Source organism: Saccharibacillus sp. O23, from assembly GCF_002205895.1.
Taxonomy (GTDB): Bacteria; Bacillota; Bacilli; order Paenibacillales; family Paenibacillaceae; genus Saccharibacillus.
In genome coordinates, this window is sequence record NZ_NJDE01000012.1 from 69,609 (window position 1) to 95,695 (window position 26,087).

The 26,087-nt window shown below is 57.9% G+C and carries 25 protein-coding genes; 1 reads left to right on the forward strand and 24 read right to left on the reverse strand.

Translation table 11 applies throughout. From position 1 onward, the window contains the following. Positions 1-97: 97 nt before the first annotated feature. From nrdR to CDO73_RS16665, 12 genes are all read right to left on the reverse strand, one after another. Entirely contained in the window at positions 98-568 is a 471-nt protein-coding gene (nrdR, locus tag CDO73_RS16610) for a transcriptional regulator NrdR (protein ID WP_088489649.1), read from the reverse strand. A 69-nt stretch (positions 569-637) separates the two neighbouring features. Next, positions 638-1,198, reverse strand: a complete 561-nt coding sequence (locus CDO73_RS16615; protein ID WP_088489650.1) for a lytic transglycosylase domain-containing protein — start codon at positions 1,196-1,198, stop codon at positions 638-640. Continuing rightward, complete coding sequence (gene coaE, locus CDO73_RS16620) at positions 1,195-1,791, reverse strand: dephospho-CoA kinase (RefSeq protein WP_088489651.1); 597 nt, start codon at positions 1,789-1,791, stop codon at positions 1,195-1,197. The genes CDO73_RS16615 and coaE overlap by 4 nt, the downstream gene beginning before the upstream one ends. Continuing rightward, a complete protein-coding gene (gene mutM, locus CDO73_RS16625) occupies positions 1,788-2,636 on the reverse strand; it encodes a DNA-formamidopyrimidine glycosylase (RefSeq protein WP_088489652.1) in 849 nt (282 codons plus the stop codon). Before mutM ends, coaE begins: the two co-directional genes overlap by 4 nt. A gap of 54 nt (positions 2,637-2,690) precedes the next feature. Beyond that, entirely contained in the window at positions 2,691-5,375 is a 2,685-nt protein-coding gene (polA, locus tag CDO73_RS16630) for a DNA polymerase I (protein ID WP_088489653.1), read from the reverse strand. Positions 5,376-5,508: 133 nt separating this feature from the next. Further along, on the reverse strand, positions 5,509-6,534 hold the full coding sequence (locus CDO73_RS16635; protein ID WP_088489654.1) for a magnesium transporter CorA family protein: 1,026 nt from the start codon (positions 6,532-6,534) through the stop codon (positions 5,509-5,511). A 202-nt stretch (positions 6,535-6,736) separates the two neighbouring features. Next, entirely contained in the window at positions 6,737-7,396 is a 660-nt protein-coding gene (gene phoU, locus CDO73_RS16640) for a phosphate signaling complex protein PhoU (protein ID WP_088489655.1), read from the reverse strand. Between the two features lie 26 nt (positions 7,397-7,422). Continuing rightward, a complete protein-coding gene (gene pstB / locus CDO73_RS16645) occupies positions 7,423-8,178 on the reverse strand; it encodes a phosphate ABC transporter ATP-binding protein PstB (RefSeq protein WP_088489656.1) in 756 nt (251 codons plus the stop codon). Between the two features lie 119 nt (positions 8,179-8,297). Continuing rightward, on the reverse strand, positions 8,298-9,605 hold the full coding sequence (locus CDO73_RS16650; RefSeq protein ID WP_088489657.1) for a methyl-accepting chemotaxis protein: 1,308 nt from the start codon (positions 9,603-9,605) through the stop codon (positions 8,298-8,300). Positions 9,606-9,719: 114 nt separating this feature from the next. After that, positions 9,720-10,454, reverse strand: coding sequence for a response regulator transcription factor (locus CDO73_RS16655; protein ID WP_088489658.1), 735 nt, complete (start codon positions 10,452-10,454; stop codon positions 9,720-9,722). 164 nt (positions 10,455-10,618) lie between these two features. Next, positions 10,619-12,421 carry a two-component system histidine kinase PnpS gene (pnpS, locus tag CDO73_RS16660; protein ID WP_088489659.1) on the reverse strand — a complete coding sequence of 601 codons (1,803 nt, stop codon included), beginning with the start codon at positions 12,419-12,421 and terminating at the stop codon, positions 10,619-10,621. Then, positions 12,418-13,392, reverse strand: coding sequence for a bile acid:sodium symporter family protein (locus CDO73_RS16665; RefSeq protein WP_088489660.1), 975 nt, complete (start codon positions 13,390-13,392; stop codon positions 12,418-12,420). Before CDO73_RS16665 ends, pnpS begins: the two co-directional genes overlap by 4 nt. Before the next feature lie 145 nt (positions 13,393-13,537). Here CDO73_RS16665 and yfbR point away from each other — a divergent pair, with 145 nt between their 5' ends. Beyond that, the gene (gene yfbR / locus CDO73_RS16670) at positions 13,538-14,170 is read left to right on the forward strand and encodes a 5'-deoxynucleotidase (RefSeq protein WP_088489661.1); all 633 of its coding nucleotides are present in this window, start codon (positions 13,538-13,540) and stop codon (positions 14,168-14,170) included. Positions 14,171-14,323: 153 nt separating this feature from the next. On the opposite strand, the gene CDO73_RS16675 is transcribed toward yfbR, so the two are convergent. The 12 genes from CDO73_RS16675 to CDO73_RS16740 form a co-directional block, all read right to left on the reverse strand. Continuing rightward, positions 14,324-15,205 carry an SDR family oxidoreductase gene (locus tag CDO73_RS16675; RefSeq protein WP_088489662.1) on the reverse strand — a complete coding sequence of 294 codons (882 nt, stop codon included), beginning with the start codon at positions 15,203-15,205 and terminating at the stop codon, positions 14,324-14,326. A gap of 193 nt (positions 15,206-15,398) precedes the next feature. Next, on the reverse strand, positions 15,399-15,827 hold the full coding sequence (locus CDO73_RS16680; protein WP_088489663.1) for a hypothetical protein: 429 nt from the start codon (positions 15,825-15,827) through the stop codon (positions 15,399-15,401). Positions 15,828-15,979: 152 nt separating this feature from the next. Then, positions 15,980-16,930 (reverse strand): malate dehydrogenase, encoded by a 951-nt coding sequence (mdh, locus tag CDO73_RS16685; RefSeq protein WP_088489664.1) that lies wholly within the window; start codon positions 16,928-16,930, stop codon positions 15,980-15,982. 108 nt (positions 16,931-17,038) lie between these two features. Then, positions 17,039-18,337: an NADP-dependent isocitrate dehydrogenase gene (gene icd / locus CDO73_RS16690; RefSeq protein ID WP_088489665.1), complete on the reverse strand. Its 1,299-nt coding sequence runs from the start codon at positions 18,335-18,337 to the stop codon at positions 17,039-17,041. 174 nt (positions 18,338-18,511) lie between these two features. Beyond that, positions 18,512-19,624 carry a citrate synthase gene (gene citZ, locus CDO73_RS16695; protein WP_088489666.1) on the reverse strand — a complete coding sequence of 371 codons (1,113 nt, stop codon included), beginning with the start codon at positions 19,622-19,624 and terminating at the stop codon, positions 18,512-18,514. Positions 19,625-20,392: 768 nt separating this feature from the next. Then, a complete protein-coding gene (locus CDO73_RS16705; RefSeq protein WP_088489668.1) occupies positions 20,393-20,785 on the reverse strand; it encodes an FxsA family protein in 393 nt (130 codons plus the stop codon). After that, the gene (locus CDO73_RS16710) at positions 20,775-21,320 is read right to left on the reverse strand and encodes an acyl-CoA thioesterase (RefSeq protein ID WP_088489669.1); all 546 of its coding nucleotides are present in this window, start codon (positions 21,318-21,320) and stop codon (positions 20,775-20,777) included. Before CDO73_RS16710 ends, CDO73_RS16705 begins: the two co-directional genes overlap by 11 nt. A gap of 207 nt (positions 21,321-21,527) precedes the next feature. Then, a complete protein-coding gene (gene pyk, locus CDO73_RS16715; protein ID WP_088489670.1) occupies positions 21,528-22,946 on the reverse strand; it encodes a pyruvate kinase in 1,419 nt (472 codons plus the stop codon). A 265-nt stretch (positions 22,947-23,211) separates the two neighbouring features. After that, positions 23,212-24,186 carry an acetyl-CoA carboxylase carboxyltransferase subunit alpha gene (locus CDO73_RS16720; protein WP_088489671.1) on the reverse strand — a complete coding sequence of 325 codons (975 nt, stop codon included), beginning with the start codon at positions 24,184-24,186 and terminating at the stop codon, positions 23,212-23,214. 4 nt (positions 24,187-24,190) lie between these two features. After that, entirely contained in the window at positions 24,191-25,084 is an 894-nt protein-coding gene (gene accD / locus CDO73_RS16725) for an acetyl-CoA carboxylase, carboxyltransferase subunit beta (RefSeq protein ID WP_088489672.1), read from the reverse strand. 103 nt (positions 25,085-25,187) lie between these two features. Further along, positions 25,188-25,376, reverse strand: a complete 189-nt coding sequence (locus tag CDO73_RS16730; RefSeq protein WP_088489673.1) for a glutamate decarboxylase — start codon at positions 25,374-25,376, stop codon at positions 25,188-25,190. A gap of 394 nt (positions 25,377-25,770) precedes the next feature. Continuing rightward, a partial coding sequence (locus tag CDO73_RS16740) for a hypothetical protein (RefSeq protein ID WP_143536142.1) occupies positions 25,771-26,087 on the reverse strand: 317 nt, incomplete at its 5' end.

A 26,087-nucleotide genomic window follows, 5' to 3' on the forward strand; every position in this document is an offset into this window, starting at 1 on the left:
TCGTTCTCGCATTACGGGCTGCCGACAGCAAAAAAGCCCGCTTTCCCGAAAAGGGAAAACAGGCTTTTGCTTTTACGCGAAGACCGCGCCGATCGGATCAACTTTCGATCTCGCCGTCTTTGGACAGCAGCGTCTTCAGTTCTTTCATGAACATGTTGATGTCTTTGAACTGCCGATATACCGAAGCAAAACGTACGTACGCGACTTCGTCCACCGGATACAATTCCTGCATCACCTGCTCGCCGATGCTGCGGCTCTCGATCTCGGCCACGGCAGTGTTGCGAAGCGAACGTTCGACCCGGGACACGATCGTCTCGAGCTGTTCGACCGATACCGGACGCTTCTCGCAGGCACGGATCAGACCGCGCAGAATCTTGTCGCGGCTGAATTCTTCGCGGCTTCCGTCTTTTTTGATCACGATCAGCGGCGTCTCTTCCACCATCTCGAACGTCGTGAACCGTCGGCCGCAGCTCTCGCATTCCCGCCTTCTGCGGATCGACTTGTTTTCGTTGGCCGGCCTCGAATCCAGCACGCGCGTACCGCTGTAGTCGCAATAAGGGCATTTCAATTGCTTCACTTCCTCTCGACGGACTTCCGTTCTTCCTGGACTAGGCCGTTAACTGCGCGGCTTGCCGATTCAGAACGTCTCGTAAACTTTCGTATACTGATTATAATAGTAAACGACCCGCTGTATATAGTGCCGAGTCTCTCCGATCGGAATATTCCGCACGTTCTCGAGCGTTCCGTCCCATAATCCGCTGTCCAGCCATTTCTTCACGTTGCCGGGGCCGGCATTGTAAGCGGCTATGACCTCCAAGCTGTTGTCTCCGAATTGGTCGGACAGGTTGCGCAGATACCATGTTCCGATCAAGATATTCGTTTCCGGCTCGTGCTTGATCCGATCGGGCGTCGCCTCGGGCAGCTTGCCCTGCTTGATGGCCCAATCGGCCGTATCGGGCATAAGCTGCATGATGCCGAGCGCGCCCACGCGGGACTCTTTGCTGGGGCGGAAATTCGTTTCGACGCGAATGATCGAAGCGATCAGAAACGGATCGATGCGGTAAGATTCCGACTGTTTGCGAATTTCTTCCTTATAGCCGATCGGATACACCCAAGACATCCATCCGCTGCTGAAAAACAAAGCCGCTAACACGAGCAAGAACAAAGGGAGCGCAAACCTTTTTTTCGCTATTCTCATCTCGCCCTCAGACTCTCCAGCAGCCGATCGACTTGATGCCGCGTTTCTTCCGGCGTACCGGCGTTATCGATCACGTAATCCGCTCTGCGCTTCTTGTCTTCGATATCGAGTTGGGCGTTCAACCGGCCTTCGGCCTGCTCCGGCGTCAAGCCGTCGCGCCGCATAAGCCGGGTTAACTGGACAGGCCGCGGCACGTAGACGACCACGATCTTCTCGTACAGATCTTCCAGTCCCGATTCGTACAGCAGCGGAATATCCGCCGCGACGATCGCTTCCGGATCAGCGGCTTCGTGCGCGTCGACCTGACGGCGGATCTCCGCCCGGATCGCCGGATGCACGATCGCGTTGAGCGCTTGGCGTTCTTCCGGCCGATTGAAGATATGTTCCGCCATCCGGCGGCGGTCCAACCCGCCTTCGGGCAGCAGGAACTCCGGGCCGAAACGCGCGGCGACGGCGGCGAGCAGCGGCTGGCCGGGGTTCATCACGTCGCGGGCGATCACGTCGGCATCGACGATCCTGACTCCTCTAGCCTCAAGCAAACGCGAGACGGTGCTTTTGCCGGTGGCGATGCCTCCCGTCAGTCCGATTCTCATGCTCCTGTTCCTCCTTCGCCCGGCTTCTGGCATTCCGGGCAGTAATGCGTGCCGCGTCCGCCGACGACGGTCCGTTCGATCGGCGTGCCGCAGTTATGGCAGGGCTGCCCTTTGCGTCCGTAGATACGGTGCTGGTCTTGGAACGAACCGGATTCGCCTTGCCCGTTCACGTAAGACTTGACCGAAGATCCTCCGGCCGCTACGGCTTCGGTCAGAATGTCCACGATGCAGCGGTGCAGCCGTTCCCGTTCCTCCCGAGTCAGGCTGTTTGCCGCACGCTCGGGATGAATTCCCGCACGGAACAGCGTCTCGTCGACATAGATATTGCCTATGCCGGCTACGACTTCCTGATTGAGCAGCAGCGGCTTGATCTTCGTTTTCTTGCCCGCAAGCTTCGCGCCGAGCGCGTCCGCCGTAAACTCCGGCGACAGCGGCTCCAGCCCGAGCTTATGCAGCGGCGCTCCGGCGAACTCCGAACCGGACGACAGCAGATCCATCGTCCCGAACTGCCGAACGTCGCGGTAACGCAGTTCGGTCCCGTCGGTAAAATGGAAAATGACATGCGTATGCTTCTCGACCGGCTCGTCCGAGGCGTACAGCCCGTAACGCCCTTCCATCCGCAGATGGGACACGATGACCCACCCGTCCAGATTGAAACGCAGGAACTTGCCGCTGCGCTCGATATTGCGAATCGTCTGGCCTTCCAGCAGCGCCGCGAACAGCGCCGGATCTTCGGGACGCCGCACGATGCGCGGCAGCGACACGGTCACCCGTTCGATCGTTTTGCCGGCGACCAGCGTATTCAGCGTTCGCTTCACGGTCTCGACTTCAGGTAATTCCGGCATGCTTCTATCACCTTTCTATATAAGACCGCCGGCGATCCCGGCGAGTCTTCCGAATCATTTCGCTTCGTACCAATTATTGCCGAAGCTGACGTCCGCTTTGAGCGGCACGGACAGCTTAAGCGCGCCTTCCATCGTCTCCGGCACGAGCTTCTTCATCAATTCCAGCTCGTCTTCCGGCACTTCGAAGACCAGTTCGTCATGCACTTGAAGCAGCATGCGGCTCTTCAGCTTGCGCTCGGTCAGCACGGCATCCACCTGTACCATCGCCAACTTGATGATGTCCGCCGCCGTTCCTTGGATCGGCGTGTTCATCGCCGTCCGTTCCGCGAACGAGCGCTGCGCGAAATTGCGGTTATGGATATCCGGCAGATAACGCCGGCGTTCCAGCATCGTTTTCACGTAGCCGTCCCGCTTCGCTTCTTCGACGATATCGTGCATATACTGCTGCACGCCTTTGAACACGGCGAAATACTGCTCGATGAAATCGGCGGCCTGTTTCCGGCCGATGCCGAGGTTCTGCGACAGGCCATAATCGCTGATGCCGTACACGATGCCGAAGTTGACGGCTTTGGCGGAGCGGCGCATGTTCGAATCGACCTGTTCTTTCGTTACGCCGAACACGTCCATCGCCGTTTTGGTATGAATGTCCATATCGTGCAGGAACGCGTCTTTGAGCCGTTCGTCGTTCGAGATATGCGCGAGCACGCGCAGTTCGATCTGCGAATAGTCGGCGGCCAAGATCGTCCAGCCTGGTTCCGACGGCACGAACGCTTTGCGGATCTTCCGCCCTTCTTCCAACCGGATCGGAATGTTCTGCAAATTCGGATATTGGCTGCTCAGCCGTCCGGTCGCGGTCAGCGCCTGCCGGTAATACGTATGCACTTTGCCCGTTTCCGGGCGGATTTCTTTGAGCAGGCCGTCGATATACGTCGATTGGAGCTTCGCCAGTTGGCGATACTGCAAGATCGTGCGCACGATCGCATGCTGCGGCGCCAATTCTTCCAATACTTTCGCGTCGGTCGAATAACCGGTCTTGGTCTTCTTGCCGGCCGGCAGTCCCAACTTGTCGAACAGGATCTCGCCGAGCTGGCGCGTCGAATTGATATTGAATTCCATGCCGGCATGTTCGTAGATCTCGCTCTTCAATCGTTCGATCTCCGCTTCGAATTCGGTGCCGAGCGCTTCCAGATCGTCGGGATTGACCGCGATTCCCTGTTTCTCCATATCGGCCAGAATGCGCGAGAGCGGCATCTCCAGATCGAAGAACAGTTTGTTCATCTCGAAACTCTCCAGCAGTTCGCGCTGTTTCGGCAGAATCGCGTCGAGCGCTTCGGCTTTGCGCGCCGAATGGTTCGCCAACGTCTCGGTATCCGGCCACGCGAATTTCGCGCCTTTGCCGTACACCTCTTCGTCTTCCGCGAGCTTCGGCAGCTCGTACTTCTCGACCAGTCCGCCGATCGTCGTCGCCGTCTCGGTCGGATCGATCAGATACGCCGCCAATTGAAGATCGAACGAAGCGCCCGCGAAGTTCACGCCGTTCCAATAGAGCGCCAGATCCGTCCGGTGCAGATCGTAGCCGTTTTTCGGCGACGCCGGATCTTCGAGCCAATCCAAGATCGGCGAAGCTTTCGGCGAGCGAAGCACTTCGAACGGCACGTAATAATAACGGTCTTCGCCGTGCAGCGTCAGGCCGACGATCTCCGCGTGATGCGGATTATCGCCGTGCGTTTCCGCTTGAAGCACGCTGACCCGCGGCAAAAATTCGGCCAGTTCGCCCAGCTTCTCTTCGTCCGCGATCCGCACGTCGAGCGCCGGCCGTTCTTCCGCCTGCGGCTCGAACGGCGCGAACGGATCTTCGTCTTCGCCGGCCGCTCCGGCATACGGAATCTTTTCGATCAACGAATTGAATTGAAGCTTTTTGAGCACCGGGACGGCCGTATCGCGATCCGCGCCCGCGTAAGCCAGCTCCGACCATTCCAGCGGCAGCGGGACTTCGCGGAAGATCGTCGCCAGCTTTTTGCTCAGTCTCGCGCTGTCCGCGTTTTCCACGATGCGTTCTTTCATTTTGCCTTTCAGTTCGTCCGTATGTTCCAGCAGGTTCTCCACGCTGCCGTATTCGTGCAGCAGCTTCAAAGCCGTCTTCTCGCCTACGCCGGGCACGCCCGGAATATTGTCGGACGAATCGCCCATCAAGCCTTTGAGGTCGATGATCTGCTCCGGCGTCAAGCCGAAACGTTCCATGATCTGTTCGGGACCGTGCGGAAGGACGTCGCCGACGCCTTTACCTTTGAGCAGGTTGATGCGCACATGTTCGGACGCCAATTGAAGCACGTCCTGATCGCCGCTGACGATGACCGTTTCGCATTTTTCCGCATCGGCTTTGGCGGCGAGCGTTCCCATAATGTCGTCCGCTTCGTAATTGTCCAGTTCGTACTGCTTGATGCCCAGCGCCTCGATCAGTTCTTTCAATAGAGGAAACTGCGTCGTCAGCTCGGGCGGCGTCTTCTGGCGTCCCGCTTTGTAGTCGCCGTACGTGTCGTGCCGGAACGTTTTTTTGCCCGCGTCGAACGTGACCAGAATATGCGTCGGCTTCTCGTCTTGGAGCAGCCGAAGCAGCATCAGCATAAATCCGTATACCGCGTTGGTCGGCCGTCCGTCGGCCGTCTGTAACGGGGCGGTAATGCCGTAGAACGCCCGATAGGTCAGATTGTTGCCGTCGATCATCATTAATTTGTTCATGCACAACCTCCGCTTGGGTGTAATCTTCGTTCCTCTATGATACCATCAAACGCGCAAAAAGCCGAACTCCGCGTGCGGCGGCGTCCGGCTCGAACGTTCGGTTTCGGGATCGGCCGGACCGCTGCGCCGATCGTCAGCGGCCTTTCGGGATTCCCCGGTTTCGGCGTCTTCGTTTGCTCGGCCGTTTGGGCTTGATGTCCATATCGAGGATATCCGCCGTCAGCCCTCTTTGCTTCAGCCACCAGTACGTCGCGCCTGTGGCGGCCGCGATGACCGCCAGCGAAAACGCGTATCCGAGCGGCCACGACAGTTCCGGCATATGCTCGAAATTCATGCCCCAGATCGCGCCGAGCGCCGTCGTCGGCGTCAGCAGCACGGTATACAGGGTCAAAGCTTTCATGATGTCGTTGGAGCGGTAATTCGTGATATTGTCGTCTACGCGCAGCAGCGAATCGATCTCGTCGTCGTATTCGTTTTGCAGCATGTCGATGCGGCGCAGGCGCAGATCCAAAATATGTTTGCAATCCGAATGTTCGGTATCTTCGCGGAACGTTTCTTCGGCGGCGAACCGGATTTCTTTGATCGGAATGATCTGCGCGTTCCAATACGTCAGGTCGTTGCGCAGATCGATCGTTTTCTGCAGGATGCGCCGATCGTTGCGGGAACGCATCTCTTCTTCGAGGGCATGAAGGTTCTGCTCGAATTGATCGGACTGCACGAAAAAGAATTCCAAAATCTCGCTCAGCAGCACCAGAAACGCGTCGATCGGCGATTCGCTCGCCAGCATCGCTTCCTTGAGCCCGGCGGCGTCCGTCCGCGTCAGCGCCGCGTCGGTCGAACCGATCAGAATCAGTACATCCTGCTTGACGTAATAATGCAGCAGCAGGTTGTTATCCCGTTTGTCGGGGGCCATATCGAGCGCAAGCGTTCCGTTCAGCACGCTGTCGCCGTTATGTTGGCGGGCGATCGCGAGCGTACGGTTATGCGTGCGCGTCATGCAATCCTGCAGCCATTTCAGCGTATCCGGGTCCCGCGCGCAGTCCGGATGTTCTTTGGCTTCCGCGTAGTCGGCAAAATGATACCAGATCCACTCGCGCTCCGTTTCGTTCTCGTCGTCGGACGTCTTCTTATGTATAAGCGGTTGATCGGCATTCGTCATGGGCGATCGGTCCTTCCCTGCAAGTTCGGGCAATGCCCGCTCTATGAATTACCCATCCGGGCGAGGTCCGCAAACGGCAAAGCAAAAGCCCGCTTCTTTCCGGGGGATGACGGAAAGCAAGCGGGCGGTTCATGACGGGTATTCGGTTCGGCCAAAGCCGCGTTTACGCGTTGGGCTGTGCCGCCTATGCGCGGCGAATCGGTTAAGAGTTCAGATCCGGACGGCGTCCGGTTACCAAGAACACGACGTTTTCTCCGATGTTCGTCGCATGATCGGCGATCCGCTCGATATAGCGTCCGACCATCTGAAGCAGCATCATCTGCGGAGCGGACTCCGGCTTCTCGATCAGCAGCGCGTACAGTTCGCGCAGCATCGCGCCGTACAGCTCGTCGACTTCGTCGTCGTCTTTCGCCATTTTGTAAGCCAGATCGGTGTTCTCGTCCATATACGAACGAATCGACTCCGTGATCATCGTGGACGCGATTTCCGCCATGCGCGGAATATCGACCAACGGCTTCGCCGCAGCCTGACCGTCCAAGCGGACCGTCACTCTCGCGATATCGCGCGCCAGATCGCCCATGCGTTCCAGATCGCTGGAGATCTTGAACGCCACGATGATGCGGCGCAGGTCTTTGGCGACCGGCTGCTGTGTGATGATGAGCTGCGAGCCCAGTTCCAGAATTTCTTCTTCCAGCGCGTTCAGTTCCGAGTCTTTGCGAATGACCTCTTCGGCTTTGCTCAAGTCCGAGGTTTTAAGCGACTCGATCGCGGCTTTGAGCGCTTCGTCCATCCGGTTGCCCATCTTGATGAGCAGCTCCCGAAGTTGATTTAATCCTGTATCGAAATCATGTCTGCGAACCATTGAAACGACTCTCCTTTATTTTCAGTTTAGCCGAATCGGCCGGAAATATAATCTTCGGTGCGCGAATCTTCCGGCGTGGAAAATAAAGTTTTTGTTTCCGCCGCTTCCACGACTTCGCCGTTCAAGAAAAAGACCGTCTTATCGGAAATCCGTGCCGCCTGATGCATGTTGTGCGTGACCATCACGATCGTATATTGATGTTTGATCTCGCGGATCAGGTCTTCGATCTTGGCCGTCGAGATCGGATCGAGCGCCGAAGTCGATTCGTCCATCAACAATACGTCGGGTTTGACCGCCAGCGCGCGGGCGATGCACAGACGCTGCTGCTGACCGCCGGACAATCCCATCGCGGAACGTTTCAAGAAGTCTTTGACTTCGTCCCACAGCGCGGCTTGTTTCAAGCTTTCTTCGACGATGCGGTCCAGTTCTTCCTTCTTCTTGATGCCTTGAAGGCGAGGGCCGTACGCGACGTTCTCGTAGATCGATTTGGGAAAAGGGTTGGGCTGCTGGAAGACCATGCCGACGCGTTTGCGCAGCGCTTCGACTTCCATGTTCTTATCGTAAATGTCGCTGCCGCCGAGCGAGACGAGCCCTTCGATGCGCGTGCCGGCGATCTGATCGTTCATTCGGTTGAGCGTCCGAAGCAGCGTGGACTTGCCGCAGCCCGACGGGCCGATGAAGGCGGTCGCGGCTTTTTCCGGGATATCGAGATTGACGCTTTTCAGCGCGTGAAACTGCTCGTAATACAGATCCAAGTTTTCGGTGCGGATAATCGGTTCCATTCTTCTGAGTCTCCTTCGCGGTTCTCCTCAAGCCAGTGTATCGGCCTATTGTTAAAGCCATTAAGAAGAATTGTTAACGCAGCGTAAAATTTGCCGAATCCGTGCTCCGCGCGTTCCGTTTACCTGTCGCTCAACGAACGTTCCAGCGCTTCGCGCACGGCTTCGATCTCGCGCAGCGCGGTCTCGGTCAATCCGTACGTAAACCGCCCGCCTTCTTCCGAACTTCGGGCCGAACCCGACACTTCGCGGAACTCTTCGTCGGCCGCGCCCATTCGGCCTGCCGCTTCGCGAATCCGCGCTTCGGCCGCTTCCATGCCGCTTGCCGCCCCGCGGCTGAGCACGTTCATGCGTTCCAGCAGGCTGCCGATCTCGTCCGACAGCTTGCGGGTCGACTCGGCCAACGCGCGAACCTCGCCGGCTACCACCGCGAATCCGCGCCCGGCTTCGCCCGCTCGCGCCGCCTCGATCGAGGCGTTGAGCGCCAGCAGCGAACTCGTTCCCGCGATGCCGCGAATCGAACCGGTCGCCTGCGCGATCTCCTGCGCGCAGCTCAGCATGTCGCCGATCGAGCCGCGCTGACCGGCGATGGCCGAAGCCGCTTCGTCGAAGGCTCCGTCCGCTTCGGCAAGCGCCTTGCGTCCGTCAGCGGTCCGGCGGTTCATGCGCTCCGCTTCCCGGACGACGCCGCCGGCGGCGTCATGGATCTCCGACAGCGAGCCGGAGACCCGGCTCAATATGCTGCGGCTGCCGGAGATCTGTTCCTGCCGCTCGAGCGCGGAGCGCGCCTGAAGATCGCGCGACAAACGGATCAGGTCGCGCACCGTCAGCACGCCCGCGTAGAAGCCTCCCTCCGTAAGCACCACGCAGTCGGCGAACGAATCGTCTTCGCGGCCCAGCGCGACGTCGATCAGTTCGGCCGGGCACATCCCGGTCTCCGCCGTCAGAGGCGGCATGCCGAAGACTTCTACGACCGTCCGGTCGTAGAACAGTTCCGGCGCGAAGCGGCCGGTCAGCTTGCGGTGGAACGCGTCGCGCATCAGCAGCAGAAGAGGGCGTTCTTCGGCCGAACAGACCACGATGCAAGGCGCCTCCGGCTCTCGTTTGAACACTTGGAGCGCTTCGAAACAGCTCAGCTCCGGCCCGATCGCCGGAGCCTGCCGGCCGTAATCCGCCAATGCCGGACTCCCGTTTTTCGGGACGGCCGCGCCGAAATCGCCTTCGATTCCCGCCGGTTCGTCGGTTTGCGGCCGCTGCATCGGTTCCTCTATCGGCAGCCAAAAGTCGATATTTCCTTCTTCGCGATATTCGAAACTTCCCACGGGCGCCCCTGCCCGTTCTTCCGCTTCGTTCGATCGGCTTGCCGCCTTTGCGTTCGACACCGACTTTAGACCCAACTCTTCTTTTTCCAGCACGGCCGTTCCCGACATGAATGATTATCCCCCGTCCTATTTTTTTCAAGTATACCGCGCATCCGTTCGTCATAGGTCAACGCTCTGTTAACACTAGGTAAAAAGACACAAAAAAAGGACTCCGGCCTCTTTTTAGAAAGAGGACCTGGAATCCGCCTTGGCTTGCGCGACCACCAATTTGTAGCCGACGCCCCGAATCGAGTCGATATGCACCGAACCCGGATCAAGCTCCAGCTTTTTGCGAAGCGAACTGACGTGAACGTCGACCGTACGCTGGCCGCCGATATAATCGAACCCCCATACGGCGTTCATGAGATCGTCGCGGGTCATGACCACGCCCGGCTTGCGCGCCAGATACAGCAGCACTTCGAACTCTTTGGGCCGCAGATTGATCGCCTGCTGCCCGAGCGTCACTTCGTATTTATCCGGATAAATGGTAAGCGCGCCCAAACTGATCTTCGATTCGGAAACGGCCGGAACCGCGTATTCCGATTCTTCGCCCGAGGTGCGGCGGATGACCGCCCCCACGCGAGCCAGCATTTCGGATACGCCGAAAGGCTTGGTGATATAATCGTCCGCGCCGAGCTTCAGCCCGAGCACGATGTCTTCTTCCGCGTTCTTCGCGGTCAAGATCACGATCGGCGTCTTCACGCCGGAAGCGCGCAGCTTCTCCAGAATCTCGATCCCGCTCATGCCGGGCAGCATCAGATCAAGCAGGATCAGGTCGAACGCTTCTCTGCGCGCCCGTTCGTATCCGCTTGTGCCGTGCTCCTCGAGTACGACTTCGTAACCGTCCTGGGACAGATTGTAAGAAATCAACCGGGACAGCGTCGGCTCGTCTTCGATAACGAGCAGTTTCCTAGCCATTGGCTCGATCCCCCATTTCGTTTGCCTCGAACATCGGCGCCGCCGCCGAACTCTCCGTTTCCGTCGTCTTTTTGCGGATTTCGGACTTCAACGTTCGGCTTGCGGGCACCCCTTTTTTCGACCTCCATCAGCATATCACGACATTGTTAACGCTGTGTAAAAATTTACGGATTTTCCTGCAAGACGGGCAGCTCCACGATAAACGTGCTGCCGGAGCCCACTTCGCTTTCGACGGCGATCGTGCCGCGATGCAGTTCCACCAGATGTTTGACGATCGACAGACCGAGTCCCGTGCCGCCCGAGCTGCGCGAACGCGCTTTGTCGACCCGATAGAACCTTTCGAAGATTCGCGGCAGGTCTTTCTTCGGAATTCCGATGCCGTTGTCCGAGACGCTGAACCGAATACGCTCGCTTTCGTATTCCTCGTCCATGAATTCTTCCGCCTTGATCACGATCCGTCCGCCTTCCGGCGTGTAGCTCACCCCGTTGCCGACCAGATTGATAAAGATCTGCCGCAGCCGGTCTTCGTCCGCTTCGATGAACAGTTCTTCCGGCACGTTCAACCGGATCTCGATCCGCTTCTGCTCCGCCGCTCCTTCGAGCACTTTGCATACCGATTCGAACAGCGTCCGCATATGCACCGGCGCGTAATCGAGCTGAATCCGGCGCGATTCGATCTTCGACAAATCGAGAATATCGCCGATCAGCCGGTTCAGCCGGTCTCCTTCGTCGTAGATGATCTTGAGGAACGAACGCGCCGTTTCTTCGTCTTGGACCCCGCCGGCGAGCAGCGTCTCGGCGAATCCTTGAACCGCCGCGACCGGCGTTTTGAGTTCGTGCGAGACGTTGGCGACGAACTCGCTGCGCATCCGCTCCAGACGGCGAATATCCGACACGTCTTGAAACAAGAACAGCATGCCGTGGTACGAATCGTCCTGCACGGTCATCGGCACTCCGTCGAGCGCGATCAGCTTCTCTTCGGGCACGAACAACGACAGTTCGTCGTGCGTGCGGGCTTTGTGCTGAAGGCCTTCGCGGATAAAGCTCGTCAGATCGTAGAAGCGCTTCAGCTCGGTATAAGAACGGCCGACGATCCGGTCCGCCCGAATCCCCAGCATCCGCTCGGCCTGACGGTTGACGAGTCCGATCTTCTCCTCTTCGTCGATCATGATGATCCCGCCGGTCATATTGTCCAGCACGTTCTGAAGCAGGCTCTCGTTGTCGCGAATCGTATGCATCTGCGTCTGAAGGCTGTCGGCCATATTGTCGATCGAAGCGCCGAGCTGGCCGATCTCGTCCCGACCCGTCGAGCCGACCCGCGCATCGTAATCGAGTTTGGAGATCCGGTTCGCCGTTTCCATGATATGTTCGATCGGACGCGTCAGCCCTTTGGCGATGCGGTAGCTAACCAACGCCGCGATCAAGAACAGCACCGCGAGGGCGGTACCCATGATGATCCAGCCGCGCTGAAGGCCTTCTTCGACGATCGCCAGACTCATCGACAAACGCACGTATCCCTCGAAGCCTCCGGCCGAGTTGATCGGCGCGGCGACGTACAGCATGTCGCGTCCCAACGTCTCGCTGTAGCGGACCGCATGACCCGGCACGCCGGGACGGGAATTGCGTATCTCTTCGCGATTCAGGTGATTGTCCATCAGCCCCGGCTTGCTGAGCGAATCGCCCAATACCCGGCCGTCTTTCGCCACGAAAGTCACGCGCGAATCGGTAAGCGAGGCAAGGCGTTTCGCTTCGTTTTCGAAGACTGCCGGCACCTCCTGCTTTTCCGCCGGAGCGGCCGGAAGTTCCAGCAGATCTTCGAGCAGATTGATTTCTCTCGCCATATACTCTTCCAGAGAGTGGATATGCGAATCGCGGAAGACTTTGGCCATGGTCAGACCGGCTGCGAGCACGGAGATGCCGACGAGCAGCAGCATGATCAAAGTCAAGCGGGAACGAAAAGGTCTCATGAATGCAGGCTCTCCTTCAACGGATACGGTTTGAATTTACGTAAAACGAACTGATGCAGCGTCGCCAGCGGCTGCTGCACCAGAATGGCGAGCACGACCGGAACGGCGGCCTGCGGGGAAAAATAACCGAGCGCCAGTACCAGACCGAGCGAATTGTTGCGCATCCCGGCCGCGAACGACACGGTAACCAACGTTTCCGGCCTTTTCTGTCCGAGCAGCAGCGGCATATAATACCCGAGCAGATAACCGAGCGCGACCAGAATCAGCACGGCCGGAATGACGGAGAGCAGGTCTCCGCGCAGCTCGTACGCGTAAGGCGCGATGCCGGCCGCGTTCAGCAGGATGACTAACATGAAAAAGATCTTGGAGATCGGCAGCAGAATCGGTCCGGCCCGCTGCTTGAAACGCCCGCCGGACCGTTCGTAGACGACGACTCCGAGCGCGGTAGGCACGACGACCATCAGCAGCAGATCGCGCATCAGATGCAGCGTGTCGAACGAAAGCTGCGCGCCGAAAAAAGCTTCGATCAATCCCGGCACGATGATCGGACTGAGCGCGGAGTCCAGCAGCACCATCGCGAGTCCCAACGCCAGACTGCCTCCGGACAGCTCGATCCACAGCACGGAAGATACGCCGAGCGGAATGACCGTGAACAGCACCAGCCCCACCGTATAAGGCGAAGAAGCGCCGAACAGCGCGCTGCCGAGCGCGAACGCGGCCAGCGGCGCGACCAGATGGCTGAGAATCAGCGTCAGTACGATCGGAAACGGTCTCGCGAACACCTGCTTCAGATGCTCTCTCCCGCAGCCGACGCCCATGACGAAGGTGATATAAGCGAACAGATACGGAATGGCGGGAACCCAGCGAATAAACAGCTCGGAAAACACGAGGCCGAGCACGAGCATCGAAGGCGTGATCCAGAACATGCCGCGATCCACCCATCCGCTGAACGCCAGAGCCTTCTCTCTCATCGGACGTCCCGCTGTCGCCGGATTCCTGCGTTTTTCACTTGCGTCCCTTCCTTTCGATCCTGCTATAATGAATAACGTGTCTTCTATCTTACCATAAAGTCCAACGACCGAAAGTCTTGAACGCTGCAAAGAAAGGGTGCCCTCATTGACCACTTATCCGTTCTCCGCTTATCTATACCGTCTCAAACATATCAAGCGCTGGAGCTTGATGCGAAGCACGATGACCGAAAACGTCGCCGAACATTCGTACCACGTCGCGCTGCTGGCCCATCTGCTCTGCACGATCGGCAACGAACTGCACGGCAAATCGCTGAACGCCGAACGGGCCGCCACGCTGGCTTTGTTCCACGATGCGCCCGAAGTGTTCACCGGCGATATTCCGACGCCCGTGAAGCATCATAACGAAGCGCTGCTGTCCAACTTCCGGCTCATCGAGCAGATGGGCGCGCAGCGCTTGAACGATATGGCCCCGGAACCTCTTCGGCCCGTCTACGCTTCGCTGATCGGTACGACCGAACCGAGCGCGGAAGACCGCGAACTGCATGCCTACGTCAAAGCGGCCGACCGGATCGACGCTTACCTCAAATGCGCTTGGGAAGTCGCCGCGGGCAACCGCGAATTCGCCGTCGCCAAACAGCAGACCGAAGAAAAGCTGGCCGAATCGGCCATGCCGGAAGTCGAATATTTCCTCAAGCATCTCGCGCCCGCGTTCGAGATGACGCTCGACGAACTGTCGGCGCAGGTCGGCGAAGAAGCCAAACGGCCCGAAGTGCGTTGAGATTGCGCGCCGCTTCGCCGGTTCGAGCGCGACGATCGACGCTCCGTCCGAAAAAAACCGTTCCGCAGCAAGCGCGAAGCAGCGCTTGGCGGAACGGTTTTTTCATGTTTCGGTCTTCTCAAAAAGCTCGGCAGTCCGGCGCAAACGCGAATCTTATCCGTTCACGACTTCTCCGCCGTTGATATGAATGATCTGTCCGCTGACGTACGAAGCATCCGGCGAAGCCAGATAGACGTAAGCGGGACCCAGTTCGGAAGGTTGGCCCATCCGGCCGAGCGGCTGCGATTCGCCGAACGATTCGACTTTCTCTTTCGGGAACGTCGACGGAATGAGCGGCGTCCAGATCGGTCCCGGCGCTACGCCGTTAACACGGATCTTCTGCTCCGCCAAGCTCATCGACAACGAACGGGTGAAACTCGTGATCGCGCCTTTGGTGGACGAATAATCCAGCAGCTGCGGACTGCCGCGATACGCGGTGATCGAAGTCGTATTGATGATCGACGAACCTTCTTTGAGATGCGGCAGCGCCGCTTTGGACATGAAGAACATGCCGAAAATATTCGTGCGGAACGTGCGCTCGAGCTGCTCGGCCGTGATATCGGTCAGCGATTCCTGAGGATGCTGTTCGGCGGCGTTGTTGACCAAAATATCGAGTTTGCCGAATTTGTCGACGACGCGCTTGATCGATTCCTGCGCGAACGATTCTTCGCCGACGTCTCCCGCCAGCAGCAGGCATTGGCGTCCTTCGGCTTCGACGAGGTTTTTGGTCTCTTCGGCATCGGCATGTTCGCTGAGATAGACGATCGCCACGTCCGCGCCTTCTTTGGCGTAGTGGACGGCGACGGCGCGGCCGATCCCGCTGTCGCCTCCGGTAATCAGCGCGGTCATTCCCGCAAGCTTGCCGGCGGCTTTGTAGGTCGGGGAAATGTACTCGGGTCTCGGCGTCATCTCCGACTCGGTTCCGTGTCCTTCGAGCTGTTGGGCAGGCGGGCTTTCCGGTCGGTTTGCGTTGGCTTGCTGTTCGTTGGCTGGCATGGTCGAAAACTCCCTTCGCGTCGATCTGTAGTTGTCTTGAGCTTCCGCTCCATACTTACCACCCCCGCCGCCCGGCCAAACGCCCGATTTCCAAAAACATGCCGAAAATGACAAACGACCCCTTCCGCCGCCGTAGACTCGCAAGAGTCTTCGGCGAAAAGAAAAAGGCCGCAGCATGATTGCCGATTCGCGTTTAAGCGAACAAACGATGGAACATCATCACGAACAAGATCGCCACGAACGAGACGCAGACCATCAGACCGAACACTTGCAGTTTGCGAAGCTCGGCCGAGATATCGCGGCGTTCGCGAATGCCGTCGAGCGCGCGGCGCAGCGGTCCGCCCATCATGCCGCCGAACGCGCCGATCAGCACGAACAGCACGAAAGTCAGCGCGATCCAGAGCACCGAGTAGTCGTCTTGCAAAAACAAATACAAGCCTGTGAGCAGTTCCAGCACCAGACCGTACTGCGCGTATGTATTGAGCGAGCGCATGATCGACAGCACGCCCTGCTTCGCTTCGCCTTCCATCTTGCCCAGTTTGGCGACGATCAGCGGCGCCAGCAGATAGAAGCCCATGGCGACAGCGCCCAGCACGTGCAGAAACAAAATAAACCGTTCCATTATTCTCCTCCTCCTTCTTCTTGCGCTATTTTACCCGATTCGGCCCGAATTGTCAGCGAGCCCGCGCACGCAAAACGCCCGGCTTCCGACAATCTTCGTCGGACCGGGCGTTCAAAAAGCATCTGCGACCGATTCGCGCGACTTCCGTCGGTTCAGCCGAGTCCTGCCGCGACTACCGAAATGACGCCGCGCACCGATTCGGCGGACTTGTCGAGCGCGGCTTTCTCTTCGGGAGCCAAATCGAGTTCGAAGACTTGCTCGATGCCTCCGCCGCCGAGCACGGTCGGCACGCCGAGGAAGAGATCGTGATAGCCGTATTCGCCTTCCAGCAGAGCGATCGCCGGCAGCACGCGTTTCTTGTCTTTCAAGATCGCTTCGGCCATCTGGGTCAACGAAGCGGCCGGCGCGTAGTACGCGCTGCCGTTGCCGAGCAGGTTGACGATCTCGCCGCCGCCCACGCGCGTGCGCTGGACGATCTCCGCGATCCGTTCTGCCGGAATCAGCGTCTCGATCGGAATGCCTCCCACGCTCGAGTAGCGAACGAGCGGAACCATGTCGTCGCCGTGCCCGCCGAGCACGAAGCCGCGCACGTCTTCGACCGACACGTTCAATTCTTCGGCGATAAACGTGCAGTAGCGCGCCGTGTCCAATACGCCGGATTGCCCGATTACCCGATTCTTCGGAAATCCGAGCGTCCGGTACGCCGCGTACGTCATCGCGTCCACCGGATTGCTCAGTACCAGCACGGTACTGTCCGGAGCCACGACCTTGATCTGTTCGCAGACCGAACGGACGATGCCGGCGTTGGTATTGACCAGATCGTCGCGGCTCATTCCCGGCTTGCGGGCGATGCCCGCCGTCAGGATGACCAGATCGGAATCCTTCGCGTCGGCATAGTCGGACGTGCCGACGATGCGCGCGTCGAAGCCTTGTACCGGCGACGCTTCCAGCAGATCGAGCGCTTTGCCTTTGGTCGGGTTCTCGAGCTGCGGAATATCGAGCAGCACGACGTCTCCCAGTTCCTTCTGCGCGATCATCAGCGCGGCGGTCGCGCCGGTGAATCCCGCGCCGACAATCGTGATCTTTTTGCGCGTAACGGTCATATTCTGTTGCCTCCCCGTAATCGTAGTGGCGAAGATTCTGACGTAAAAAAGAACGGACGGAAAGACGAGCCGTTGCCGGCCCGCTTCCGTCCGCGTGAACTGACGAAATTACATGTTGCGGATGACTTCGTCGGCGAACTCCGAGCACTTCACTTCTTTCGCGCCTTCCATCAAGCGGGCGAAGTCGTAAGTGACCGTCTTGTTGTTGATCGACGTTTCCAGTCCTTTGTAGATGAGCGCAGCCGCTTCCTGCCAGCCCAGGTGTTCGAGCAGCATAACGCCGGACAGGATAACCGAACCCGGGTTCACCACGTCTTTGTCCGCGTATTTCGGAGCCGTGCCGTGCGTCGCTTCGAAGATCGCGTGGCCCGTCACGTAGTTGATGTTGGCGCCCGGCGCGATACCGATGCCGCCGACTTGCGCAGCCAGTGCGTCGGACAGGTAGTCGCCGTTCAGGTTCAGCGTCGCGATGACGTCGAAGTCTGTCGGACGAGTCAGAACTTGCTGCAGCGCGATGTCGGCAATCGCATCTTTGACGATGATTTTGCCTGCGTCTTCGGCCGCTTTCTGAGCCGCGTTCGCCGCGTCCGTGCCGTCTTGTTCTTTGATTTGGTCGTATTGCGCCCAAGTGAAGACCTTATCGCCGAATTCCGCTTCGGCCACTTCGTAGCCCCAGTTCTTGAAGGCGCCTTCCGTGAACTTCATGATGTTGCCTTTGTGTACCAGCGTTACGCTCTTGCGGCCGTGGTCGATCGCGTATTGAACCGCGGCGCGAACCAGACGCTTGGAGCCTTCTTCCGATACGGGCTTGATGCCGATCCCCGACGTTTCCGGGAAACGAATCTTGTTGACGCCCATTTCGTTTTTCAGGAATTCCAGCACTTTCTTGACTTCTTCCGTGCCTTCCTGATATTCGATGCCGGCATAGATATCTTCCGTGTTCTCGCGGAAGATGACCATGTCGACCAGTTCCGGACGCTTAACCGGCGAAGGCACGCCGTCGAAATAGCGTACCGGACGCAGGCACACGTACAGGTCCAGTTCTTGACGCAGCGCCACGTTCAGGGAGCGGATGCCGCCGCCGATCGGCGTCGTCAGCGGTCCCTTGATCGCTACGATATATTCACGGATTGCCGTCAGCGTATCGGCCGGCAGCCATTCTCCGTATGTATTGAATGCTTTTTCACCGGCAAACACTTCGTACCAAGCGATTTTTTTGTCGCCGCCGTAAGCTTTTTCTACGGCCGCGTCGAGTACGCGTTTGGAAGCTTTCCAGATGTCGCGGCCTGTGCCGTCGCCTTCGATAAACGGAATGATCGGGTTATTCGGAACGGACAGCGCTCCGCCTTCCTCGATTTGAATTTTTTCTCCCTCGGTCGGTGCGGCGAATTTTTCCAACTTAGACATGAACGGAATTCCTCCTTCGAGTGTGGGTGAATAGTCGGGCAGAGGCGAAGATCAGCTTCGCGTTCCCGCAGTCTTTCTTATTGTAGCGCATGACGGACGACTTTTGAACAAATCGTGACAAAACGCCGTGAAAAGCCGTCCGGCCCTTGCGAAAGCGCTCGGACGGCTCGCGAATTAGCGCTGCTTGAGCGGTACGTACGTCAGATCCAGTTCGCCCACGTATTCGGCGCGAGGACGGATCAAGCGGTTATCTTCGTATTGCTCCAGAATATGCGCGGTCCACCCCGATACCCGGCTGATCGCGAAGATCGGCGTGAACAGTTTGCGGGGAATGCCCAGCATCGTGTACACGGACGCGGAATAGAAGTCGACGTTCGGCTTCAAGCCTTTTTGCGACGTGACCAGATCTTCGATCTTGACGGACATCTCGTACAGCGACGAATCGCCGTTCATCTCGCCGAGACGGCGCGACATCTCCATCAGGTGCTTCGCGCGCGGATCGCCGTTCTTGTAGACCCGGTGGCCGAAGCCCATGATCTTGACTTTGTTGCTCAGTTTGTCGTTGATATACGTTTCCACGTTATCCGGCGAACCGATCTCTTCCAGCATGCGCATGACGGCTTCGTTGGCGCCGCCGTGCAGCGGACCTTTAAGCGCGCCGATCGCGGACGTCACGCCCGAATAAATGTCCGACAGCGTCGCTACCGTTACCCGGGAAGCGAACGTCGAAGCGTTCAATTCGTGGTCGGCGTGCAGCACGAGCGCTTTGTCGAGCGCTTCGACCGCCGTATCCGCCGGTACTTCTCCGCTCATCATGTACAGGAAATTCTCGGTCAGCCCGAGTCCGTCCTTAGGAGCGATCGGCTCTTTGCCGTCGGCGATGCGCGACAAAGCCGCGACCAGCGTAGGCAGCTGCGCTTGCAGGCGTTCCGCCTTGGTCACGTTGGCTTCGCGGCTCATATCGTCGGCTTCTTTGTCGTACAAAGCGAGGCCGGATACGGCCGTACGGAGCGCCGCCATCATGTTCATGTCTTTCGGATAATGCTTCATCTGCTCCAGCAGCTCCGCCGGAACGGGCGCGTAGGCTTGCAGATTGCTTCTCAGCTTGGACAACTGCTCTTCGTTCGGCAGCGCGCCGTGCCAAAGCAAATACGCCACTTCGTCGAAGGACGCGTTCGCGGCTAGATCATCGATGTTATACCCTCGGTATGTAAGCACACCGTCCACGATCGAACTGATCGAAGAAGTTGCGGCCACAATGCCTTCCAGACCTTTAGTCGCTGTCATCGTACATCTCTCCTTTGCGTATGGAACGGAATAAATGCGTGCGGTACATTCGGTCGGGCATGCTTTCAATCCCGTCGTCCGCCGATAAAAAGACGAATCGAATTTGAAAGCATGCCGCAAACGGCGAAAGGCTCCAGATATTTGTAACCGTTTTTAAGACTTGGAAAACGGTTTGAGCCTTTCCGGCGGTATCTTGCTTTAAAAAACAACAAGACATGTAAGATTCTTTCTTTTTCATCATACTGGATTTTGTCCATTTTTTGAACAATTCTGCTCGTCTGTCGGGAATCAAATTGTTTTATCGGCCCGATAAGCAGTTCTTGCAACCCCTTACAATGATATATGTTACAGGAGTGAGCAAGCGTTTGCAAGTTGCGTAAAATGACAAAATAGGTTTGCGGGAAGCGGATGGGATGCGCTGGAGCAAAGGTCGAATTCCTTATGGAGCCTTGCGCGCTCCGGGAGAAATTCGTAGCTTATGCTTCCGAAGTGCCTTTCTTCGAAAGGCTTTAGGTTGCGTGTTGAAATCGGGAAGAATGATTAGACTTTTAGATGAGTCTTCCCGATTTCAAAGGCGAACACTATCGTTCCTCCACTGAATTTCTCCCTACGCTAATCGACTCTCACCGTTCATTAGCCCTTCGCTGCGCTCGTCCATCCGCCCCTCCGCAAACGGGGAGGGATGGGAAAGATAGGAAAGACAAATCATACAAGCTGCCAAAGGTTCAGCTCGCAAACGCGAAAAGCTCAGCCAATAAAAAAACCGGCTCAGCGCCGGTAGAAGGTGATATTTCCGTTCTTCATCCGTTTCTCGATCCAACGCATCGCGGCGCGGTGGTAGAGAGGACGGGTCAAAGGGAAGACTAACGTGATGCCGATCAGGTCGGTGATAAACCCCGGAGCGACCAGAAGAGCGCCGCCGGCCATGATGCACACGCCGTCGACCAGTTTACGGCCGGGCGGTTGGCCGCTTTCGGCAAGCTGTTTGAGATCGTTCATGGCTTTGCGCCCTTCGAACTGCACCATCGCGATGCCGATCACGGTCGTTGCCAGCGCGAGCACGATCGTTTTGAAGAAACCGAAATATTGGATCAGCCAAGCGAATAACGCGGCTTCCACGATGACGCCCAGTATAAACAAAACGGATATTTTATTTTTCATGCGGTTTCTCCTCTCGCGCCGAGCTTTCTTCGGCGATCCATTCTCCGATGCGCGCGTACAGCTCCGGCGCGGCTTTGTGCAGCCGAATCGGCTTCCAATCGGCGCTGAGCCAGATATGTTCGGTTCCTCCGGCGTTCAGCAGGGTTCCCGGACGGTCTTCGCCTTCGCCGAAATAAGCGGGATCGACGTTCCATTCGCCGTCTTCTTCGCAGCGGCGCACTTCGTATTCGTATTCCAGACGCAGCGGCGAGAACGCGCCGATCCGGGCGTAGATCCAGATCCGATCGTCATAACGGGCCGGACTGACGTATCTCGCGCGCGCTTCCAGCACGGGCAGATAGACGCCCTGCTCTTCGATCTCCCGGTAAGATAATCCGATCGCCCGGATCATCTCGGTGCGCGCGATTTCGAACCAATTCAGATAATTGGCATGGTAGACGACCGCCATCTTGTCGGTTTCTTGATAACGCACTTTCAATCCCGTGCGGAACCATCTGCTTTGTTTTTCGGATTTTTTCGTTTCGGAACTGCCCATGCCTTCCCACTCCTTGTTAAGCCTGTCTGTCTATTGTATACGAAAAGTCAGAAGGATTGCCAACTTTGCCCGCTCGGCTGCCTGATCGGCGCCGGGCTTCGGGCAACGCAAAAAACCGCCGGAAGCCGGCGGTTTTTCTTATCGCGCATAAGTTTGCGAAAAGCTGCTTTCGAAATCCGAAAACCGCTCTGCGGATCGCGGATATTCTTAATGGATGTGGTCGACTTTGATCAGGTTCGTCGAACCCGAGCGTCCCAGCGGCACGCCGGCCGTGATCACGACCAGATCGCCTTTTTCGACCAGACCCGAATTCTTCGCGCCTTCCAGCGCGCTTTCGAACAGTTCGTCCGTCGTTTCGGCGACTTCGCCTTTGACCGGGATGACGCCCCATGCCAGAGCCAGACGACGAAGCGTTTGCTCCTGCGTCGTTACCGCGATGATCGGAGCCACCGGACGGTATTTGGAGATCATGCGAGCCGTCGTACCCGATTGAGTCGAAGTCACGATCGCTTTGGCATCCAAGTTCCAAGCCGCGTGAGCGACCGATTGGCTGATCGACTCCGTGACGGAAGTTTGCTGCGCTTCGCTTTGTTTCTTCAGAATCTCGCGGTTCGCGATCGCGGATTCCGCTTTTTCGGCGATGCGGGACATCGTCTGTACGGATTCTACCGGATATTTGCCGGCAGCCGTTTCGCCGGACAGCATGATCGCGTCCGTGCCGTCGAGGATGGCGTTCGCCACGTCGCTCGCTTCGGCGCGGGTCGGACGCGGGTTGCGCTGCATCGAATCGAGCATTTGCGTAGCCGTGATGACCGGTTTGCCGGCACGGTTACATTTTTCGATCATTTGCTTTTGCACGATCGGCACTTCTTCGGCCGGGATTTCTACGCCGAGGTCGCCGCGGGCAACCATCAGGCCGTCGGAAACTTCGAGGATTTCGTCGAGGTTGTCCACGCCTTCTTGGTTTTCGATTTTGGAGATGATTTGGATATGTTCGGCGTTATGCTTTTTGAGCAGTTCGCGGATTTCCAGTACGTCGCTGGCTTTGCGAACGAAGGAAGCGGCGATGAAGTCGACGCCTTGTTCGATACCGAAAACGATATCGTTCGTATCCTTCTCCGTAATGCCCGGAAGCGAGATGCTGACGCCCGGCACGTTTACGCCTTTACGGCTTTTGATCTGTCCGCCGTTGACGATATGGCACTCGATTTCCGTACCTTCGACTTTGGTAACCGTGAGGCCGATCAGACCGTCGTCGATCAGGATCGTGGAGCCTACGGATACGTCTTTCGGCAGGTCGACGTAAGAAACGGACAGGCGGTTTTTGTCGCCGGCGATTTCTTCGGTCGTCAACGTGATCGTTTCGCCTTCTACCAGATCCAGAGGCTCGACCGCGATTTTGCCCGTGCGGATTTCCGGACCTTTGGTATCCAGCAGCAGAGCGACGCTCTTGCCCAGCTCTTGGCTGGCTTGACGGATATTTTTAATGCGGTTGCCGTGCTCTTCGAAGTCACCGTGGGAGAAGTTCATGCGAGCGACGTTCATGCCCGCCATGATCAACTTTTTCGTGTTCTCCAGCGATTCGCTTGCCGGACCGATCGTACATACGATTTTTGTTTTGCGCATTTGGGTTCCTCCGTTTTTTGATCTCTGTCGATCTCTGTTTGGGACTCTTGCCGAGTCTCTCTGTCTACTTGCCAGTGCATGCAATCGAGAAAGCGAAACTCTTCCTTCCGCTTCCGGGCGACAAAAAAGAGGCCGGTTCGCGGTGCACCGACCTCTTGGTGATCTGCGTAGAAAGTCGGTTGATCGGAAGATGTTCGAATCCTCACCAACAATTAAATCTACACTAAAATCACGGCTTTGTATAGGTTTTTAAGGTAAAAACTGCTCAGGAATTCGGTAAACCCGCATCCGAAGCATATTGTCCGATCTTGCGGAATTTCTCGTAGCGGTCGGCAATCAACGTCTGCGCGTCAAAGACAGCGAGCTCGCCCAGATGACGTTCGAGCGCGTCCTTGATCGCGATCGCGGTCGCTTCGTAATCGCGATGCGCGCCTCCCTGCGGTTCCGCGATCACTTCTTCGATGACGCCGAACTCGAACAGGTCGGCCGCCGTGATCTTCATCGCTTCCGCCGCCTGATCGGCTTTGGACGCGTCTTTCCACAAGATCGAAGCCGCGCCGTTCGGCGAGATGACCGAATAGATCGCGTTTTCCAGCATCAATACGCGGTTTCCGAGACCGACGGCGATCGCGCCGCCGCTTCCGCCTTCGCCGATCACGATGCAGATGACCGGCACTTTGAGCATCGCCATTTCCAGCATGCTGCGCGCGATCGCTTCGGATTGGCCGCGTTCTTCCGCCGTGTTTCCGGGATACGCGCCTTTGGTATCGATAAACGTGATGATCGGACGGCCGAACTTCTCGGCCTGTTTCATCAGACGCTGCGCTTTGCGGTAGCCTTCAGGGTGAGGGCTGCCGAAGAAACGCGCGATATTGTCTTTGGTGTCTTTGCCGCGCTGATGCCCGATCACCGTAACCGGTTTGCCGTTCAAGCGGGCCAGTCCGCCCACGATCGCGAGGTCGTCGCCGAACATCCGGTCGCCGTGCAGCTCGACGAAGTCCGCGAAAATATGCGGGATCAGATCGAGCGTCGTCGGACGCTGATGATGACGCGCCAAATGCATTTTCTGCGCGGGCGATACGTTATTGTAAATTTCCGACTGAAGCTGCGCGTAGCGCTCTTCCAGCCGGGAGATTTCATCTGTGAAGTCGATTCCTTTTTCTTGACCGAACTGCTTAAGCTCGTCGATCTTTTTACGCAGCTCTACAAGGGGCTGCTCAAACGCCAATTCTCCCGCCATCCGTCTAGAGCTCCTCCTTTTTACTGTGCATGTCGATCAACTTGCCCAGCATGGTTTTCATTTCTTTGCGGTGCACGACCAGATCGAGCTGTCCGTGCTGCAAGTTGAAGTCCGCCGTCTGGAAATCGTCCGGCAGTTTCTGACGAATGGTCTGTTCGATGACGAGGCGTCCGGCGAAGCCGAAGGTAGCGCCCGGTTCGGCAATGATCAGATCTCCGAGCATAGCGAAGCTGGCCGACACCCCGCCCATCGTCGGATCGGTGATGACCGAGAGGTAGAGTCCGCCTTTGTCCGCGAAATGTCCGAGCGCCGCGCTGGTCTTCGCCATCTGCATGAGACTGTAGATGCTCTCCTGCATCCGTGCGCCGCCCGACGTCGAGAAGATGATCAGCGGCAGGCCGTATTGGCCGGCATGTTCGATGATCCGCGTGATCTTCTCGCCGACCGCCGAACCCATGCTTCCGCTGAAAAAGTCGAAACTCATGACCGCGACGGCGACCGGCTGGCCGTTGATCGCGCCTTCGCCCGTCACGACCGCTTCTTTGAGTCCGGACTTCAATTTCTGCTCTTCCAGTTTGTTCGCGTAACCCGGGAATTCCAGCGGATCGATCGATACGACATCCGCGTCATGCTCGACGAAGCTGCCTTCGTCCAGCGTCATGGCGATGCGTTCCATCGCGTTGAGGCGCATGTGATGGCCGCAGGACGGGCAGACTTTCAGGTTTTTCTCCAGCTCTTTGCTGTATTGGATCGCGCCGCATTTGCTGCATTTATTCATCAGCCCTTCGGGGATCTCCCGCTTGGGGCGCTGCTGCGCCTCCGCTTCGCCGTTTACGGCGTTGCGGTCGGAAGGAAGGGTTGCGTACTTTCTTTTTTTCTGAAACAAATCCTTGAACACCACTACACCTCTTCAGCCGTTATTTGGCGGGCCTCGCCTTGAAGGTCGATCTTGCTAACCGTTCTTGCTCTCGCGTTTCGATCCCGGCCGGGCTTGGCTGCGGTCAGGAGTGCAAAATGGAATTCAGCACCTCCTGAATTTCTTCAAGCTCGCCGGACGGGACCAGAATCTCGAACTGCTGTTTGGACATGTTGACGGGACGGATCTTGACGAGAAAACCTTCTTCGGTCAGCCTGCTCTTGAGCTTCTCCGCCAATCTGGCGGTAGAGGCGATATAGATCACCGTCCACATGAACGAATGCGTCCCCCTTGTCGACTGCCCGGATGAACCCGTTTTCCCCGCATAATGGGTTAATGATACCATAAGGCTGTTTTTTTTAGCAACAGAATCGGCGACGGGAACAAGGCCGGGCGGGCGCGCGGCGCCTCGGAGCGGACCTTTTCGCGCGGATATGCGGAAAAGCCGAAGTCGGACGCGGCGCGGATCGGCGGCGCTGCCGGTCGGCGGACTCCCGCCGAGAAGGCTTCGGCAGCGGAGCGAAACGAAGCTCGAAAACGCCGGGCGAAAACCGCAGCAAGACGGTTTTCGCCCGGCGTTCGGCCGTTTCCGAGCGGAGCGCGCGGGTCTTCGTTTCGAATCAAACGCTTCTTCCGAACAAGCTCGCTTCGGAAACCGGCGGGCGGGTTTATTTGACCCGAACGGTTCCTTCGCCGAGCAGGCCTTCCATCTGCGCGAACAGCTCCGGCGAAGGCTGGATGCGGTACGCGTCGCTAAGCGCGATCAGCTTCTGCGTATCTTCATAGAAGAGCAGCGTCGGCATCGGGCCGGGACGGCTCTGGAGCATGCTCTTGAGCGTCTCGAGCAGCTCGGGATTGCGGCGGTCTGCCGCGATCTTCACGAAGACGCGCTGCGTCGGCGCGTCGACCTGCTCGGCCGGGGCGCGGCCCGAAGACCGCGCGGGGCCTGCGCTTTCGGCGGGCGCGCCGCCCCCTGCGGGCCGTG